The sequence below is a fragment of the Streptomyces sp. NPDC111628 genome (assembly GCF_055635195.1).
Window position 1 is genome coordinate 528,253 of sequence record NZ_JBVKBZ010000002.1, and the last position, 17,052, is coordinate 545,304.

Annotated in this window: 17 protein-coding genes and 1 tRNA gene; all 18 read left to right on the plus strand. The window is 73.5% G+C overall.

Annotation, left to right across the window (positions count from 1 at the left end):
• Positions 1-50: 50 nt before the first annotated feature.
• Complete coding sequence (locus tag ACZ7MF_RS10180; protein WP_471475689.1) at positions 51-191, plus strand: hypothetical protein; 141 nt, start codon at positions 51-53, stop codon at positions 189-191.
• Between the two features lie 216 nt (positions 192-407).
• Positions 408-2,315 carry a sensor histidine kinase gene (locus ACZ7MF_RS10185; protein WP_471475691.1) on the plus strand — a complete coding sequence of 636 codons (1,908 nt, stop codon included), beginning with the start codon at positions 408-410 and terminating at the stop codon, positions 2,313-2,315.
• 124 nt (positions 2,316-2,439) lie between these two features.
• On the plus strand, positions 2,440-2,874 hold the full coding sequence (locus ACZ7MF_RS10190) for a roadblock/LC7 domain-containing protein (RefSeq protein WP_356866585.1): 435 nt from the start codon (positions 2,440-2,442) through the stop codon (positions 2,872-2,874).
• A gap of 2 nt (positions 2,875-2,876) precedes the next feature.
• On the plus strand, positions 2,877-3,251 hold the full coding sequence (locus tag ACZ7MF_RS10195; protein ID WP_003972202.1) for a DUF742 domain-containing protein: 375 nt from the start codon (positions 2,877-2,879) through the stop codon (positions 3,249-3,251).
• Positions 3,229-3,858: a GTP-binding protein gene (locus ACZ7MF_RS10200; RefSeq protein WP_016327875.1), complete on the plus strand. Its 630-nt coding sequence runs from the start codon at positions 3,229-3,231 to the stop codon at positions 3,856-3,858. Before ACZ7MF_RS10195 ends, ACZ7MF_RS10200 begins: the two co-directional genes overlap by 23 nt.
• A complete protein-coding gene (locus tag ACZ7MF_RS10205) occupies positions 3,855-4,430 on the plus strand; it encodes a GAF domain-containing protein (protein WP_356866583.1) in 576 nt (191 codons plus the stop codon). Before ACZ7MF_RS10200 ends, ACZ7MF_RS10205 begins: the two co-directional genes overlap by 4 nt.
• A gap of 200 nt (positions 4,431-4,630) precedes the next feature.
• Positions 4,631-5,659 carry an L-threonine 3-dehydrogenase gene (gene tdh / locus ACZ7MF_RS10210; RefSeq protein WP_471475693.1) on the plus strand — a complete coding sequence of 343 codons (1,029 nt, stop codon included), beginning with the start codon at positions 4,631-4,633 and terminating at the stop codon, positions 5,657-5,659.
• Between the two features lie 39 nt (positions 5,660-5,698).
• Positions 5,699-6,892: a glycine C-acetyltransferase gene (locus tag ACZ7MF_RS10215; protein WP_471475694.1), complete on the plus strand. Its 1,194-nt coding sequence runs from the start codon at positions 5,699-5,701 to the stop codon at positions 6,890-6,892.
• Positions 6,893-6,921: 29 nt separating this feature from the next.
• Positions 6,922-7,824 carry a LysR family transcriptional regulator gene (locus tag ACZ7MF_RS10220; RefSeq protein ID WP_471475695.1) on the plus strand — a complete coding sequence of 301 codons (903 nt, stop codon included), beginning with the start codon at positions 6,922-6,924 and terminating at the stop codon, positions 7,822-7,824.
• A 46-nt stretch (positions 7,825-7,870) separates the two neighbouring features.
• Positions 7,871-8,449, plus strand: coding sequence for a helix-turn-helix domain-containing protein (locus ACZ7MF_RS10225; protein WP_471475697.1), 579 nt, complete (start codon positions 7,871-7,873; stop codon positions 8,447-8,449).
• Complete coding sequence (locus ACZ7MF_RS10230) at positions 8,446-8,991, plus strand: GNAT family N-acetyltransferase (protein WP_471475698.1); 546 nt, start codon at positions 8,446-8,448, stop codon at positions 8,989-8,991. The genes ACZ7MF_RS10225 and ACZ7MF_RS10230 overlap by 4 nt, the downstream gene beginning before the upstream one ends.
• 30 nt (positions 8,992-9,021) lie before the next feature.
• Positions 9,022-9,378, plus strand: a complete 357-nt coding sequence (locus ACZ7MF_RS10235) for an MmcQ/YjbR family DNA-binding protein (RefSeq protein ID WP_471475699.1) — start codon at positions 9,022-9,024, stop codon at positions 9,376-9,378.
• A 151-nt stretch (positions 9,379-9,529) separates the two neighbouring features.
• Entirely contained in the window at positions 9,530-10,834 is a 1,305-nt protein-coding gene (locus tag ACZ7MF_RS10240; protein ID WP_471475700.1) for an MFS transporter, read from the plus strand.
• Between the two features lie 120 nt (positions 10,835-10,954).
• Positions 10,955-11,028: transfer RNA gene (locus ACZ7MF_RS10245), tRNA-Pro, on the plus strand.
• Between the two features lie 116 nt (positions 11,029-11,144).
• A complete protein-coding gene (locus tag ACZ7MF_RS10250; protein WP_471475701.1) occupies positions 11,145-14,048 on the plus strand; it encodes a Na+/H+ antiporter subunit A in 2,904 nt (967 codons plus the stop codon).
• Complete coding sequence (locus tag ACZ7MF_RS10255) at positions 14,045-14,809, plus strand: Na(+)/H(+) antiporter subunit C (RefSeq protein ID WP_356866566.1); 765 nt, start codon at positions 14,045-14,047, stop codon at positions 14,807-14,809. Before ACZ7MF_RS10250 ends, ACZ7MF_RS10255 begins: the two co-directional genes overlap by 4 nt.
• Positions 14,806-16,455, plus strand: a complete 1,650-nt coding sequence (locus ACZ7MF_RS10260) for a Na+/H+ antiporter subunit D (protein WP_471475702.1) — start codon at positions 14,806-14,808, stop codon at positions 16,453-16,455. Before ACZ7MF_RS10255 ends, ACZ7MF_RS10260 begins: the two co-directional genes overlap by 4 nt.
• Positions 16,452-17,051, plus strand: coding sequence for a Na+/H+ antiporter subunit E (locus tag ACZ7MF_RS10265; protein WP_471475704.1), 600 nt, complete (start codon positions 16,452-16,454; stop codon positions 17,049-17,051). The genes ACZ7MF_RS10260 and ACZ7MF_RS10265 overlap by 4 nt, the downstream gene beginning before the upstream one ends.
• The last annotated feature ends 1 nt before the right edge of the window (position 17,052 follow it).

Genomic DNA, 17,052 nt, shown 5'->3' on the forward strand with positions numbered 1-17,052 from the left:
ACGTATGTGCGCCCCGCAGGTACAACTCCGTCTCCCGGGACGAAGTCGCCGTGACGGCCACCGTCTGGCTCGCCCTGCGCAGGAACTGGCGGCACGTCGAGGGGGCGTTCGGGCTCTGGCTGTGGACCACGCCCGGCCTGCTGCGGCCCCGCTCGGGCTCCGTGCCCCCCGTCGCCCGTCACCGACAGTGACCGTTTCTGATCGAGTCCGACCGGTTCTCCGTCGTGCCGGAACGGTTGCGTATCCGGCTTATCGGTCTGTCGTACGAGGCCTCATACCAGAGCGGGACGTTGTCCGAGGGACTTTGGCAACTGCCCACCGCACATGAGGGGTGGCCGACTACTGTCAGTGTCCGTCGGGCGACGTAGGGCCGACGGACCAGTACACGGACCAGTACGAGGACACCGATGTCTAACCTCCGCGCCCCGGCCGCGCGAGCAGACCGCCGCGAGGGCGGACGGCACGGCCGGCCGGCCCCACGTACCACCACCGCGCTGCCCGAGACCCACATACGGCCCCAACTCCTGAGGCTCGCCGTCCTGCCACCGGTCGCGGTCGCCCTCAGCGGCTGCGCGGTCGTCCTGTTCACCGTCCGGTCCACCGGCACCCGGCCCGGCCCCGTCCTGTGGGCCGTACTCGCCGGGGCGGTCTCGGTGACCGTCGCCGCCGTCGTCATCGCCGCAGTCGCCGCCGACCGCGCCGCGCGGTCCGTGCACGACCGCGTCGGCGCACTGCGCCGCGGCACCGCGCGCCAGGAGGGCGACCTGCGCGCCGTCGTGGAGGCGTTGCGCCGGGGCGAGTCCCCGACCCCGCGCACACCGCGCGGCGGACCGCCGGACGACGCCGACGACTTCGAACTGCTCGCCGCCGACCTCTCCCGCGCCCACGACGGCGCCGTCACCGCCGTCGTCCGGGCCGCCCAGCTCTCCAGCCAGGCGGGCAGCGAACAGAAGCTGGAGGTCTTCGTCAACCTCGCGCGGCGCCTGCAGTCCCTGGTGCACCGGGAGATCTCCATCCTGGACGAGCTGGAGAACGAGATCGAGGACCCCGACCTCCTCAAGGGCCTCTTCCACGTCGACCACCTCGCCACCCGCATCCGGCGCCACGCCGAGAACCTCGCCGTGCTCGGCGGTGCCGTCTCCCGCCGCCAGTGGAGCAACCCGGTCGACATGACCGAGGTGCTGCGCTCGGCCATCGCCGAGGTCGAGCAGTACTCCCGGGTCCGGCTGGTCCCACCGATCGACGGCACCCTGCGCGGCCACGCGGTCGCCGACGTCATCCACCTGCTGGCCGAACTCGTCGAGAACGCCACCCTGTTCTCCGCCCCGCAGACCCAGGTGCTGATGCGCGCCAACCTCGTCACCTCGGGCCTCGCCGTCGAGGTCGAGGACCGCGGACTGGGCATGCCCGTCGGCGAGCAGGACCGGATGAACGCCCTGCTCGCCGACCCCGACCAGGTCAACGTCGCCCGCCTGCTCGCGGACGGGCGCATCGGACTGTTCGTCGTCTCCCAGCTCGCCAAGCGGCACGGGATCACCGTGCGGTTGCAGACCAACATCTACGGCGGGGTCCAGGCCGTCCTGGTCGTGCCGCAGGCGCTGTTGGGCACGGAGCCGGGCACGCTCCCCGGGGGTGGCGCCCACCCGGCCCAGGTCACCGGTGCCCGACCGGTGACCGTGGCGTCGCCCCGGCAGCAGCTGCGGGCCGTGTCGCCCGCGGCGCCGCAGGGCCCGGACGTGTCCGCCACGGTGCACGTACCGTCCCCGGACGCACGGGACTTCGGCGCACCGGCCTTCGACGCACCGGCCTTCGACGCACCGGCCTTCGACACACCCGCTCCGGCCGCACCGGCGCCGGTGATCCCGGCTCCCGCCCCACCCCCGCCCGCCTCCGCTCCCGCTTCCGAGGCGCCCGGTCCGGTCGCGGCCCGCGGGACCGCCGGCGAACCCGTGCCGCTGCCCGTGCGCGGCACGCACCGGAACCGTGCCACCCCGGCCGCCGCCGTGCCCGGGGTACGGCCCGAGGACCGGGGCGTCCTCGCCGAACACGCGAACACCCCGCCCGTGCCGCGGCACAGCGCGGTGCGCGGCACCATGGGGAAGCCCCAACTGCCGCGCCGCCGTGCCCAGGAGCACATCGTGCCCCAGTTGCGCGGCGGCCCCGCGCCCCGCCAGGAACCCGAGCAGTACACCGGGCACGACCCGGGCCTGATGGCGGCCTTCCAGCGCGGCGTCGGCCTCGCGGAGGCCCAGCAGCACACCGAACCCGCGCCCCTGGCACCGACCCACGGCGATCCGGGTGCGGCACCCGAATGACCCTCGGCACGACCACCTCCACCTCCACCCGGACGACCACCCCCCCATGACCACACCCACACCCACCCCCACCCCCACGACCCGCGCTCCCGCAGACCTTCGTACCCCAAGGAGTCGATCCACCATGGCGAGCGATGCGCCGACCGGCCAAGTGTCCGACCTCGACTGGCTGATGAGCGGTCTCGTCCAGCGCGTGCCGCACACCAGCAGCGCGGTGCTCCTGTCCGCCGACGGGCTCGTGAAGTCCGTGCACGGACTCGACGCCGACAGCGCCGACCACATGGCGGCCCTGGCCTCCGGCCTGTACTCCCTCGGCCGCAGCGCCGGCGTCCGCTTCGGCGACGGCGGGGACGTGCGGCAGGTCGTCGTCGAACTCGACTCGACCCTGCTCTTCGTCACCACCGCCGGCTCCGGCACCTGCCTCGCGGTGCTGGCCGGCCGCGAGGCCGACGCGGCCGTCCTCGGATACGAGATGGCGATGCTGGTCAAGAGCGTCCGCCCCTACCTGATCACCGCGCCCCGGCAGCACGCCGTCGAACCCCCGGCGATGAGGCCTTGACGGTGGCCGCGGCCGGCGACGGGCCCTGGCTCGACGACGCCGCCGGACGGCTGGTGCGCCCTTTCACCGTCAGCAACGGCCGTACCCGGCCCACCGTCGCGCTCGACCTGATGTCCCAGGTCATGGCCACCGGGGCGACCCCCCTCGGCTACCTCGGACCCGAGCACACGCAGGCACTCGACCTGTGCCGCGCGCCCCTCCCGGTCGCCGAACTCGCCGCCCATCTGCGGCTTCCGGTGGCGGTCACCAAGGTGCTGCTCTCGGACCTCGTCGACTGCGGGGCGCTGACCACCAAACCCCCCGCCGCGTTCCACCACCACCCCACGGACCGGGCCCTTCTGGAGGCAGTGCTCGATGGACTACGACGACAGCTCTGACCACACACACGGCGAAGGCGCCGACCCGTTCCCCACCGCCCTGAAGATCCTCGTGGCGGGCGGATTCGGCGTCGGCAAGACGACCTTCGTCGGCGCGGTCAGCGAGATCGCGCCGCTGAGCACGGAGGAACTGCTCACCACGGTCAGCGCCGCGACCGACAACCTCGACGGAATCGAGAACAAGCTCGAAACGACCGTGGCCATGGACTTCGGCCGCCTCACCCTCGACCCCGAACACGTCCTGTACCTGTTCGGGACACCCGGCCAGGAACGCTTCTGGTTCATGTGGGACGAGCTGTGCGAGGGGGCGCTCGGGGCGGTGATCATCGCCGACACCCGCCGCCTGGAGGAGTCCTTCGCCGCCGTCGACTTCTTCGAGGAACGCGGACTCGGCTTCGTCGTCGCGATCAACGAGTTCGACGGTTCCTACCGCTACGACCCCGAGGAGGTGCGCGCGGCCATGGACCTGCACCCGGAGATCCCGATCGTGCGCTGCGACGCCCGGATCTCCAGCTCCGGCGTACAGACGCTGCTCACCCTCGTACGCCACCTCATCGCCCACACCCCGGCCCCGACGTCGGGGTCCGGCGCCGGAGTCCGCCCATGAGCTACGACCCGCCGCGCCCGGCCGGACGTCTGCTGCTCACCCCCGAGGACCGGGAGGCACCCAGCCGGGTACGGCGGCTGCGCCTGCTCGGCCTGGCGGAACGCGCCGACCCGGCCCTCGACGCCTTCGCCGCCCACCTCGCCGGCCTCGCAGAGGCGCCGTACGCGATGGTCAACTTCCTGGTGGAGGGCGGGCAGTTCTTCGCCGGCCTGCGGGTGCCGGAGGTCCCGCCGGTGACGCGGGGCGACGGGACCAGCCCCGAGTTCGGGCGGGTCCAGCCCCGGGACCACGGCTTCTGCCCCCACGTGGTGGTCCGGCGCAAGGCGCTGGTCCTGGAGGACGTGCGCGACTACCCGCGCTTCGCGGGCAACCCCGTCGTCGACGCGTTCGGCATCCGCTCCTACCTGGGCGCCCCGCTCATCGACAGCACCGGGACGGTGCTGGGCACCGTGTCCGCCGCGGACGTACAGCCCCGGACCTGGGGGACCGCGGGCCTGGCCACGATCAAGACGACGGCGGCCGACCTCGTACGGCGCATCGAACGCAGCGCGGAGGACGGGCTCCCGCTGTGAGCGGCGGCAGGCCCTCGCCGGGCGTACGCGGATCCTCGCCGGGCGCGTGAAGCAAAGCTGCGGCCGGGCTTAAGAAAGGCTCGATGGACCGGGGACGGTGTCGTACGGCAGATTGCTGTGCGATTCCCCTCCCCTCCCCGGACGCGGGCCGCTTCGGCATGCCCACCGCCGGGACCTCACCCCCGTCAGGAGCCGTAGCGTTGAAGGCGCTGGTCAAGGAGAAGGCGGAGCCCGGGCTGTGGCTCGCGGACGTCCCGGAGCCCACCATCGGGCCCGGTGACGTCCTCATCAAGGTGCTGCGCACCGGCATCTGCGGCACCGACCTGCACATCCGGGCCTGGGACGGCTGGGCGCAGCAGGCCATCCGCACCCCGCTCGTCGTCGGCCACGAGTTCGTCGGCGAGGTCGTCGAGACCGGCCGCGACGTCACCGACATCAAGCCCGGCGACCGCGTCAGCGGCGAGGGCCACCTGGTCTGCGGGAAGTGCCGCAACTGCCTGGCCGGCCGGCGCCACCTGTGCCGCGCCACCGTCGGCCTCGGCGTCGGCCGGGACGGGGCGTTCGCCGAGTACGTGGCCCTGCCCGCCACCAACGTCTGGGTGCACCGCGTCCCCGTCGACCTCGACGTCGCCGCGATCTTCGACCCGTTCGGCAACGCCGTGCACACCGCCCTGTCCTTCCCGCTGGTCGGCGAGGACGTCCTCATCACCGGCGCCGGACCGATCGGCCTGATGGCCGCCGCCGTGGCCCGGCACGCCGGTGCCCGCAACGTCGTCATCACCGACGTGAGCGAGGAGCGGCTGGACCTCGCCCGCAAGGTCGGCGTCAGCCTCGCCCTGAACGTCTCGGACGCCACCATCGCCGACGGACAGCGCGCGCTGGGCCTGCGCGAGGGCTTCGACATCGGCCTGGAGATGTCCGGCCGCCCCGAGGCCATGCGCGACATGATCGCCAACATGACGCACGGCGGCCGGATCGCCATGCTCGGCCTGCCCGCCGAGGAGTTCCCGGTCGACTGGGCCCGCGTCGTCACCTCCATGATCACCGTCAAGGGCATCTACGGCCGCGAGATGTTCGAGACCTGGTACGCCATGTCCGTGCTGCTCGAAGGCGGCCTCGACCTCGCCCCGGTGATCACCGGCCGGTACTCCCACCGCGACTTCGAGGCCGCGTTCGCCGACGCCGCGAGCGGCCGCGGCGGCAAGGTCATCCTCGACTGGACCGCGTAAGCCACCCCCGCAACTCCCGTATCTCCAGGAGCTTCTGAGATGTTCGACTCCGTGCGCGACGACCTGCGCGCCACCCTCGACGAGATCCGCGCCGCCGGGCTGCACAAGCCCGAGCGCGTCATCGGCACCCCGCAGTCCGCGACCGTCAACGTCACCGCGGGCGGCCGCCCCGGCGAGGTCCTCAACTTCTGCGCCAACAACTACCTCGGCCTCGCCGACCACCCCGAGGTCGTCGCCGCCGCCCACGAGGCGCTGGACCGCTGGGGCTACGGCATGGCGTCCGTGCGCTTCATCTGCGGCACCCAGGAGGTGCACAAGGAACTGGAGGCCCGGCTCTCCGCGTTCCTCGGCCAGGAGGACACGATCCTCTACTCCTCCTGCTTCGACGCCAACGGCGGCGTCTTCGAGACCCTCCTCGGCCCCGAGGACGCGGTGATCTCCGACGCCCTCAACCACGCCTCGATCATCGACGGCATCCGGCTGTCCAAGGCCAGGCGGTTCCGCTACGCCAACCGCGACATGGCCGACCTGGAGGCGCAGCTCAAGGCCGCGGGCGAGGCCCGCCGCAAGCTGATCGTCACCGACGGCGTCTTCTCCATGGACGGCTACGTCGCCCCGCTCGACGAGATCTGCGACCTCGCCGACCGCTACGACGCCATGGTCATGGTCGACGACTCGCACGCCGTCGGCTTCGTCGGTCCCGGCGGTCGCGGCACCCCCGAGCTGCACGGCGTCATGGACCGCGTCGACATCATCACCGGCACCCTGGGCAAGGCGCTGGGCGGCGCCTCCGGCGGCTACGTCGCCGCCCGCGCCGAGATCGTCGCCCTGCTGCGCCAGCGCTCCAGGCCGTACCTCTTCTCCAACACCCTCGCCCCGGTGATCGCCGCCGCCTCCCTCAAGGTGCTCGACCTGCTGGAGTCGGCCGACGACCTGCGCGTGCGGCTCGCCGAGAACACCGCCCTGTTCCGCCGCCGGATGACGGAGGAGGGCTTCGACATCCTCCCCGGCAACCACGCCATCGCGCCCGTCATGATCGGCGACGCGACGAAGGCGGGCCGCATGGCGGAGCTGCTCCTGGAGCGCGGCGTGTACGTGATCGGCTTCTCCTACCCGGTCGTCCCGCAGGACAAGGCCCGCATCCGCGTCCAGCTGTCCGCCGCCCACTCCACGGACGACGTGCACCGCGCGGTGGACGCCTTCGTGGCGGCCCGGGAGCAGCTCGACGCCTGAACCCCCGGTGACCTGAGAGAATCGATCCCATGATCGAGGCGCGGCGGCTGCACATCCTGCGAGCGGTGGCGGACCACCGCACCGTGACGGCGGCTGCCGCCGCGCTGTACCTCACCCCCTCGGCGGTCTCCCAGCAGCTCGCCGCGCTGGAGCAGGAGACCGGGCACCGCCTGGTGGAGCGCGGCGCCAAGGGCGTACGGCTCACCCCGGCCGGGGAGATCCTGCTCAGCCACACCAACGCCGTCCTCGCCCAGCTGGAGCGGGCCGAGGCCGAGCTGGCCGCGTACGACTCGGGCGAGGCGGGCACGGTCACGGTCGCCTCCTTCGCGACCGGCATCGCCCTCGTCGTCGCGCCCGCCCTGGCCCGCCTCGCCGGCTCGGCTCCCGGCATCCGGGTCCGCGTCCAGGACGCCGAGGGCGACGCCAGCCTGCCGATGGTCCTCGACCGGCAGGTCGACGTGGCCGTCGCCGTCGAGTACCGCGGGGCGCCGCCCGCCGACGACCCGCGCCTGACCCACGTCTCGCTGTACGCCGAGCCCTTCGACGCGGTCGTCCCGGTCGCCCACCGTCTCGCCGGCGCCGACGAGGTGCCGCTCGCCGAGCTGGCCAAGGACACCTGGATCGGCCCCTACCCGGGCAACCCCTGCCACGACGTGGTCGTGCTGGCCTGCGAGAGCGCCGGGTTCCAGCCCCGCCTCGAGCACTCCTCGGACGACTTCCGCGCCGTGGTGTCCCTCGCCGCGGCCGACGCCGGGGTGGCGCTCGTCCCGCGCTCGGCCCTGCTCGGCACCGACCTGACCGGGGTGGTCGTCCGCCCGGTCGACGGAGTGGCGCCCACCCGCCGGGTCTTCGCGGCCGTACGGCGGGGAGCGGAGGAACACCCGCTGATCCGCCCGGTCCTCGACGCACTGGGCGAGGCGGCCCGGGCGTGAGCCTCCCGTAACACGGACGTCTCATCAGCGGGATAACGTCCCGGATATGAGAGAAGACGACGTCGTCGCGGATCCGGTGGATGCCCGGCTCGCCGCCCGCCTGGCCGAACTGCGGGCCGAACGCGGCTGGTCGCTGGGGGAGCTGGCGGAGCGCAGCGGGGTGAGCCGGTCCTCGCTGTCCCGGGCCGAGCGGGCCGAGACCAGCCCCACCGCCGCCGTACTGAACCGCCTGTGCGCGGTCTACGGAAGGACCATGTCCCGGCTGCTCAGCGAGGTGGAGGCGGAACCCGCGCTGCTGGTGCGGGCCGCCGAGCAACCCGTGTGGGAGGACCGCCCGGCCGGCTTCGTACGCCGCTCGGTGTCCCCGCCGCACGCGGGACTGCGCGGCGAACTCGTCGAGGGACGGCTCGCGGCGGGCGCCGACATCGCCTACGACCGGCCGCCGGTGCCCGGCCTGGAGCAGCACGTCTGGCTCCTGGAAGGGGCCTTGGAGATCACGGCGCAGGACGTGCAACACCAGCTCGCCGCCGGTGACTGCCTGCGGATGCGGGTGTGGGGGCCGACGCGGTTCCGGTGCCCCGGACCCGAGGGTGCCCGTTACGCGCTGGCGGTGGTGCTGCCGTGAACGTGGACCGGGTCGACGAGCACGGGGTGACGGCGCTGCTGGACGGCTTGGCCGCGCTGCTCACCGACACCGTCGCGGGCGGCGCCTCCGTCGGCTTCCTCGCCCCGCTCACTCACGCGCGGGCCGAGCGCTGGTGGCAGGGGCGGGCCGCCGCGGTCGCCGCCGGTCAACTCGCCGTCTGGGTGGCACGGGACGGGCACCGGGTGACCGGGACCGTGAGCCTCGCCCTGCCGGACCAGCCCAACAGCCGCCACCGCGCGGAGCTGGTCAAGCTCATGGTGTCCCGCGGCGCCCGCGGCCGGGGCCTGGGCCGCCGGCTGCTGGCCACCGCCGAGGACGCGGCCGCGGCGGCCGGAATCACCCTCCTCCACCTGGACACCGAGACCGGCAGCCCCGCCGAGCACTTGTACCGGTCCGCCGGGTGGACCCCGGCGGGCACCATCCCCGACTACGCGGCGGACCCGCGCGGGGAACTGCGGCCGACGACGCTCTACTTCAAGCAGGTCGGCGTGCGGCTGGGCGCACCCGCCGTCACGGGGTGATTGTCGGTGGCGGCGGATACCGTGCCTGTCATGCCGGACGCAGAAGACGTACGCCGTATCGCCCTGTCCCTGCCGGACACGACGGAGAAGACCGCCTGGAACATGCCCACCTTCCGGGTCGCGGGCAAGATGTTCGCGACGCTGCCCGAGGACGAGACCTCCCTCGCGGTGCGCTGCCCGAAGGAGGAGCGCGACGAACTGGTGCTGGCCGAGCCGGAGAAGTTCTGGATCGCCGGACACGAGGCCCAGTTCGCCTGGGTGCGGGCCCGGCTCGCCGCCCTGGAGGGCGAGGACGAGCTGCGCGACATCCTCGCCGACTCCTGGCGCCAGGCGGCCCCGACACGGCTGCTGGAGGCCCACCCCCGGCTGGGGCTGCCCGGGAGCTGAAAACCCGTCGGGCGTTGTCAGTGCCCCGTGGCATGATCCGAAGACGTGCGTGACAGCCGGGACCGGAGGGGGGTCCCGGCTGTCGGACGTACGGTGCCGCGGGAGGGCAAGGGGAGCACAGGGGAAGCGCAAGGGGAGGGGAGAGCACGGGATGGCCGGTACGTCATTGCGGCCGACGGCGGTTCGAGCCGTCTGGTCGCGGGACTTCGCGCTGTTCTTCGCCGCCCGGGCCGTGGCCCGCCTCGGCGACACCATGCTGCCCGTCGCTCTCGCCGCCGGCCTGCTCCAGCACGGGTACGGGGCGGGTGCGGTCGGCCTCGCCATGGCCGCGACGGCCGCCGCCTTCGCCGGTCTCGTCGTCTTCGGCGGAGTCCTCGCCGACCGCTTCAGCACCCGCAAGCTGATGATCGGCGCCGACCTGGTACGGCTCGGCACCCAGGCCCTGGCCGCCGCGCTCTTCTTCTCCGGGCACGTCGTGCTCTGGCAGATCTGCGCCATCGGCTTCGCCAACGGCGTCGCGGGCGCCGTCTTCCAGCCCGGCGTGGCCAGCACGGTGCCCCGGCTCGCCTCCGACGTCCAGGGAGCCAACGGCGCGATACGCGTCGCCGAGTCCGCCGCCCAGCTCGCCGGCCCCGCCGTGGCCGGCCTCCTGGTCGGCTTCGCCTCGCCGGGCGGGGTCTTCGCCGCCCACGCCACCACCTACGCGATCAGCGCCCTGTGCCTCCTGCTGCTCCGCCTGCCCCCGCCCGCACCGGGGAGCCGTGCGGTGTCCGGCCGCGGGAGCAAGGCCTTCCGCGCCGACCTCGTCCAGGGGTGGCGGGAGTTCCGTTCGCGCCGGTGGCTGTGGAGCGTCATAGCCGTCTGGTGCGTCTACATGATCGCCGTCTGGGGCCCGACCGTGCCGCTGGTCGCCACCGAGGTGGTGCAGGAGCACGGCCCGCGCGCCTACGGGCTGGTCAACTCCGCCCTGGGCGCGGGGACCGTCGTGGGCGGCCTCCTCGCCCTGCGGCTGCGGCCGGTGCGCATGCTCCGGGCCGGCGCGATCGCCCTCGTCGGCTTCGCCGCCTTCCCCGCGAGCGTCGGCGCCGGGCTCGGCGTCCCCGCCATGGCGGCCGGAGCCGCCGTCGCCGGGGCCGGCATGTCCTTCTGGGGCGTGATGTGGGCGACCAGCGTGCAGACCCAGGTCCCGCCGGACGTCCTCAACCGCATCCACGCCTACGACGTGGCGGGCTCGCTGGCGATGATGCCGGTCGGCCAGGCACTCGCGGGTCCGGCCGCCGCCGCCCTCGGTGCCGACCACGTACTGCTCGTCGCGGGTGCGACCAGCTTCGCCGTGTGCGCTGCCCTGCTCCTCATACCGGCGGTGCGCGGACTGGTGCGGGTGGACGCGGCCGCGGCGGGCTCGAGTGGGACCGCGGCCGCCTCGGCCGAGCCGTCCCGCACCCAGAAGTGCTGACGCCGCCGGAGCGGGCCCCGGCGGAGCGGGCCCCGGAAAAGCGGTGCGCGACCACCGGCCCGAGTGCGGTATGGTTTTCCTGCGCGTTCGGCCGGGGGAAACCCCAGGTCAGGCGGGCAACGGGACGTGGCGCAGCTTGGTAGCGCACTTGACTGGGGGTCAAGGGGTCGCAGGTTCAAATCCTGTCGTCCCGACTGGAGACAGTCGTTGATCGAGGGGCGGTTTCGGAGAGATCCGAAACCTCCCCTCGATTGTTCTCCCTGCGGCGTGCCTGGGCGCTCGGGCGAGATGCCCGATATATCACTGTCGGGTGTCCGCGCTCATCCTCTGCCACTTCGCGCTCGCGCTGTTCGCCGCGCCGCTGGTCAGACGGTGCGGAACCGGTGCCTTCCTCGTGCTGGCCCTGCCGCCCGCCGCGGCGACCGCCTGGGCCGCCACCCGATGGAGCGCGACGGCCGCGGGCGGCGCCGACACCGCCGTGTGGCGCTGGCTGCCCACCTACCACGTCGACTGGGCGCTGAGGCTGGACGCCCTCGCCGAACTCATGGTGCTGCTCGCCGCGGGCGTGGGCACCCTCGTCCTGGTCTACTGCGCCTCCTACTTCGACGACCGCTCCCGACAGCTCGGCAGGTTCGCCGGAAACCTCCTCGCCTTCACCGGGGCCATGCTGGGGCTCGTCCTCGCCGACGACCTCGTCCTGCTCTACATCTTCTGGGAACTGACGACCGTCTTCTCCTACCTGCTGATCGGCCAGACCAGCGACCACAAGCGGAACCGGCGCAGCGCCCTGCAGGCCCTCACCGTCACCGCGCTCGGCGGACTGACCATGCTCGTCGGCTTCCTGCTCCTGGGGCACGAGGCGGGCACCTACCGCATCTCGGCGATCCTGGCCGACCCGCCGTCCCCGTCGGCCGCGCTGTCCACGGCGATCGTGCTGATCCTCGTCGGCGCCCTGTCCAAGTCCGCGATCTGGCCCTTCAGCCTCTGGCTGCCCAACGCCATGGCAGCCCCCACCCCCGTCAGCGCCTACCTGCACGCCGCCGCCATGGTCAAGGCCGGTGTCTACCTCGTCGCCCGGCTCGCCCCCGCCTTCGCCGAGGTCACGCCCTGGCGCCCGCTCCTGCTCGTCCTCGGCTCGGTGACGATGCTGCTGGGCGGCTGGCGGGCGCTGCGGCTGCACGATCTGAAACTCGTCCTCGCCTACGGCACCGTCAGCCAGCTCGGCTTCCTCACCGTCCTCACCGGCGCGGGCCGCCACGACACCGGCCTCGCCGCCACCGCCATGATCCTCGGACACGCCCTGTTCAAGGCGCCGCTCTTCCTGGTCACCGGCATCGTCGACCACGCCACCGGCACCCGCGACCTGCGCAAGCTCTCCGGACTCGGCCGCCGGCTGCCCGCCGTGTGCGCCGTCGCCGTGCTCGCCGGAGCGTCCATGGCCGCCGTGCCGCCCCTGCTCGGCTTCACTGCCAAGGAGGCCGCCTTCCAGGCACTCCTGGACGGGAGCACCGGCGACCGCTGGGCGCTCGCCGCGGCCGTCGTCGGCTCCGCCCTGACCACCGCGTACACCCTGCGCTACCTGTGGGGCGCCTTCGCCCGCAAGCCCGGCCTCCCCGACACCGCCGCGCACCCCGTCCCGGCCGCCTTCCTCGCACCGCCCGCCGTGCTCGCCCTCGCCTGCCTCGTCCTCGGCCCCGGAGTGTCCTGGCTCCAGGGCCTGCTGGGCACCTACGCCGGGCAGTTCCCCGCGCCCGCCCACCCGTACCACCTGGCGCTGTGGCACGGGGCGGGCCTCGCCCTCGGCCTGTCCGGCGCGGCCTGGGCGGGCGGCGTCCTGCTCTTCCTCGCCGCGAGCCCCGTCGCGCGGGCCGGTCAGCGGCTCGCCTGGCGCTCCGCGGACCTCGTCTTCGGACGGATGCTGCTGGCCCTGGAGCGCACCGCCCTGCAGTGCACCGGGTTCGTGCAGCGCGGCTCGCTGTCGGTGTACCTCGTCACGACCATGAGTGTCGTCCTCGCCGGACAGATCGCCGTGCTCGTCGCGGACGAACCCTGGACCGACGTGCCCGCCCCGCGCCTGTGGGACCACCCCGCCCAGGCCGCCGTCGCGCTGCTGACCTGTGCCGCGGCCCTGCTGTGCCTGGGCGTGCGGCGCCGGATGAAGGCCGTCGTCTTCGCCGGCCTCACCGGATACGGCACCGCGCTGCTCTTCGTCGCCCAGGGCGCGCCCGACCTCGCGCTCACCCAGTTCTGCGTGGAGACCGTTTCGATGATCGACTTCGTGCTGGTGCTGCGCCGGATGCCGGTGCGCTTCGAGGAGAACTTCAGCCGGTGGCGGCGCCTGCTGCGGATGCCGGTGGCCCTCGCGGGCGGCGCCGCCGTCGCCGTCGTCGTCTGGATCATGGCGGGGCACCGCCGGGCCGACAGCGCGGGAGCGGCGATGGTCGAGGAGACCGCGCACCACGGGCTGAAGGACGTCGTCGCGACGATCCTCGTCGACCTGCGGGCCTGGGACACCATGGGGGAGTCCGCGGTGCTCGCCGCCGCCGCGATCGGTGTCACCAGCCTCATCTACCTGCACCGCCGCGCCGACGGCGCCGAACAGCCCGTACTGCCGCTGCCCGGGGACCACCCGCACGCCGGACTGCGCACCGCCTGGCGGGCGAGTCGCTACGAGTCGGCGGGCCTGCCCAGCGGCGACGAGGGCGCACCCGAGCGGACCTGGCTCGCCGCCAGCGCCACCCTCGCCCCCGAGCGCCGCTCCCTCGTCCTGGAAGTGGTCGCCCGCCTCATCTTCCACCCCGTCCTCGTCCTCTCCGTCTACCTGCTGCTGTGCGCGGAGAACCTGCCGGGCGGCGGCTTCGTCGCGGGCCTGACCGCGGGTGTCGCCTTCATCGCCCGCTACCTCGCCGGCGGCCGGCACGAACTCGCCGACGCCGTGCCCTTCAAACCGGGCGTCTTCACCGGCCTCGGCCTGTTCCTGTCCACCGGGGTCGCGCTCGGCGGCCTCGGCGAGGGCACCGTGCTGCACGGCTGGACCTGGCACGGCCACCTGCCCGTATGGGGCGACGCCCACCTGTCCACCGCCGTCCTCTTCGACTGCGGGGTCTACCTGCTCGTGCTCGGTGTGGTCCTGGACATCGTGCGGGCCCTCGGCGCCCGGATCGACCGCCAGATCGAGCGGGCCGCCCCGCGCCCGGAGGCGGGCCGCGCATGACCGTGAGCCTGTCCCTGCTGGTGGCCGCCGCCGTCCTCAACGCCGTCGGCGCCACCCTGCTGCTGACCCGCTCCCTGACCCGGATCCTGCTCGGCGCCGTCGTCCTCGGCAACGGCGTCAACCTGCTGGTCCTGGCCGCCACCGGCAGCGCGGGCGAGGCGCCCCTGCTCTACCCGCACATCATCCGCAACCGCGTCACCGACCCGCTGCCCCAGGCCATCGCCCTGACCGCGATCGTCATCACCCTCGCCACCACCGCCTTCCTGCTCGCCATGGCCTACCGCAGCCACCAGGTCACCGGCTCCGACGAGATCAGCGACGACACCGAGGACCGGCTGGTCGCCCTGCGCGCCGAGTTCCTCGACCGGCGCGGCGAACTCCGCGACCGCTACCGCGAGGCCCGCGCCGGGGACGGCGGCGCCGACGCCGAGCAGCGCGCCCGCTACCGCGCCGCCCGCCGACGGCTGCGCCGGCGGGTCCGCGAGGAACGCGCCTACCAGGCCCGCGCCAACGACGTCTCCGGGAACCTCTGGAACGACATCCTCGGCGCCGACCCCGAGGACTACCGGGAAGGCCGCGAGCTGGGCTCCACCGACGCGGCCGGCCGCCCAGGACCGGCCCCGGCCCGGGTCGCCGGACCCTCCAACGACCCGGAGGAGACCGGCCGCGAACCCGACTCGCTCCCCGGCGAGGACTCCTGCCACCCGCCGCCCGACCAGCCCGACGACCCCGAGGGCGCCGGCACGGAAGGAACCAGGTGAACGCGCTCGTCCCGCTCCCCGTCCTGCTGCCCCTGTGCGTCACCGGCCTGAAGCTGGCCATCGGGCCCCGGCTGCACCGGTTCCAGCGCTTCATCAGCATCGCCGTACTCGGCGCGGTCCTGGTGCTCTCCGTGGTGCTCATGGTGGCCGCCGACCGCCACGGCCCGCTCAGCGTGCACCTCGGCGACTTCGCACCACCGGTCGGCATCACCCTCGTCGCCGACCGCCTCGCGGGCCTGATGCTCACCGTCTCCAGCGCCGTCACCCTGCTCGTCCTCGTGTACTCGCTGGGCCAGGGCATGGCCGACCGCGACGACCAGGCGCCGGTCGGCGTCTTCCACCCCGCCTACCTCATCCTCGTGGCGGGCGTCTCCTGCACCTTCCTCGCCGGAGACCTCGTCAACCTCTACGTCGGCTTCGAGATCATGCTCGTCGCCAGCTTCGTCCTGCTCACCATCGGCGGCACCGCGACCCGCATCCGGGCCGGATCGACGTACGTGATCATCTCGCTGTTCTCCTCCGTGCTCTTCCTGGTCGCCATCGCCATGACCTACGCGGTCGCGGGCACCGTGAACCTCGCCCAGCTCGCCGAGCGTCTCCAGGAGGTGCCGCTCGGGGTGCGCACGCTGCTGGAGGCGATGCTGCTGACGGTCTTCGCGATCAAGGCGGCGGTGTTCCCGCTCGCGGCCTGGCTGCCCGACTCCTATCCCACCGCCCCCGCGCCCGTCACCGCGGTCTTCGCCGGTCTGCTGACCAAGGTCGGCGTGTACTCCATGCTGCGCACCCAGACCCTGCTCTTCCCCGGCCACCGCCTGGGCGACCTGCTGATGCTCGCGGCACTCGCCTCCATGGTCGTCGGCATCCTCGGCGCCGTCGCCCAGACCGACCTGAAGCGGGTGCTGTCCTTCACGCTCATCAGCCACATCGGCTACATGGTCTTCGGCATCGCCCTCGCGGGCGGCGGCGGGATCAGCGGCGCGATCGTGTACGTGGCCCACCACATCACCGTGCAGACCACCCTGTTCCTCGTCGCCGGACTCATCGAGCGGCGCGACGGCACCACGGAACTCACCCGCCTCGGCGGCCTGGCGAAGACGACGCCGCTGCTCGCCGTGCTGTTCTTCGTGCCCGCCATGAACCTCGCGGGCATCCCGCCGCTGTCCGGTTTCATCGGCAAGCTCGGTCTGATGCGCGCGGGCGTCGCCGACGGCGGCGGCTGGGCCTGGGCACTCGTCGCCGGGTCCGCCGCGACCAGCCTGCTCACCCTCTACGTCATGGCGAAGGTCTGGAACCTCGCGTTCTGGCGCGACGCGCCACCCGGGGCCGAGGAGGAGGGCGTCGTGCTGGAGTCGGCCGAGGACGACGACACGGGCGACGACACCGGCGACGACGAGGAGGAGCGGCCGACCGGGTCCGGGAGCGGGCTGCCGGTGCCCGCGGGCGCCGTCGTCTCCGCGGGCTTCCTGGGGCAGTCCATCACCACCACCAAGCGCCTGCCCTGGCCCATGCTGGTGGCCACCGGCGCCGCCGTCGCCCTGGGCCTGTCCTACACCGTCCTCGGTGGCCCCCTCACCACCTTCACCCAGGCCGCCGCCACCGAACTCCTCGCCCGTACCCCCTACATCGAGGCGGTGCTCGGCCGGTGAGCAACCTCTTCCGCGACCGTTCCCCCTACAGTTGGTCCTTCCGGGTCGGCCGCGGCCGGCGCGTGCTCGACCTGCCGCTCGTGGGCTGGCTCACCGTCATCTGGATCCTGCTGTGGGGCACCCCGTCCTGGGCGAACCTCGTCAACGGCGTCCTCGTCGCGGTCTGCCTGTGCCTGGCCTTCCCGCTGCCCGCCGTGGACATCGGCCTCCGGCTGCGCCCCCTGGGCGTGCTGCGCCTCGCGGCCTACCTGCTGTTCGACATGTTCTCCTCCAGCGTCGAGGTCACCCGGCAGATCTTCGCCAAGGGCCCCTACCACGCCGCGGTCGTCGCCGTCCCGCTGCGGGTGCGCAGCGACCTCATGCTCACGGCCACCGCCGTCGCCGTCTCCAACGTCCCCGGCGGCTCCGTCATCGAGGTGCGCCGGTCGACGGCCACCCTGTTCCTGCACGTCCTCGACGCGGGCAACCCCGGCGAGATCGAGGGCGCCCAGCGGCAGGTGTGGCGCATGGAGGAACTCGTCGCCCGCGCCTTCGGCACCGCCGCAGACATCGCCGACGCCGCCCGTCCCGTACCGGAAGGTGACCCCCCGACGTGAC

What these genes read in the sequence shown, in the direction of transcription:
- ACZ7MF_RS10185 (WP_471475691.1), top strand. Translation starts at nt 408, where the DNA reads ATGTCTAACCTCCGCGCCCCGGCCGCGCGAGCAGACCGCCGCGAGGGC.
- ACZ7MF_RS10190 (WP_356866585.1), top strand. Translation starts at nt 2,440, where the DNA reads ATGGCGAGCGATGCGCCGACCGGCCAAGTGTCCGACCTCGACTGGCTG.
- ACZ7MF_RS10200 (WP_016327875.1), top strand. Translation starts at nt 3,229, where the DNA reads ATGGACTACGACGACAGCTCTGACCACACACACGGCGAAGGCGCCGAC.
- ACZ7MF_RS10205 (WP_356866583.1), top strand. Translation starts at nt 3,855, where the DNA reads ATGAGCTACGACCCGCCGCGCCCGGCCGGACGTCTGCTGCTCACCCCC.
- ACZ7MF_RS10215 (WP_471475694.1), top strand. Translation starts at nt 5,699, where the DNA reads ATGTTCGACTCCGTGCGCGACGACCTGCGCGCCACCCTCGACGAGATC.
- ACZ7MF_RS10220 (WP_471475695.1), top strand. Translation starts at nt 6,922, where the DNA reads ATGATCGAGGCGCGGCGGCTGCACATCCTGCGAGCGGTGGCGGACCAC.
- ACZ7MF_RS10225 (WP_471475697.1), top strand. Translation starts at nt 7,871, where the DNA reads ATGAGAGAAGACGACGTCGTCGCGGATCCGGTGGATGCCCGGCTCGCC.
- ACZ7MF_RS10235 (WP_471475699.1), top strand. Translation starts at nt 9,022, where the DNA reads ATGCCGGACGCAGAAGACGTACGCCGTATCGCCCTGTCCCTGCCGGAC.
- ACZ7MF_RS10240 (WP_471475700.1), top strand. Translation starts at nt 9,530, where the DNA reads ATGGCCGGTACGTCATTGCGGCCGACGGCGGTTCGAGCCGTCTGGTCG.
- ACZ7MF_RS10255 (WP_356866566.1), top strand. Translation starts at nt 14,045, where the DNA reads ATGACCGTGAGCCTGTCCCTGCTGGTGGCCGCCGCCGTCCTCAACGCC.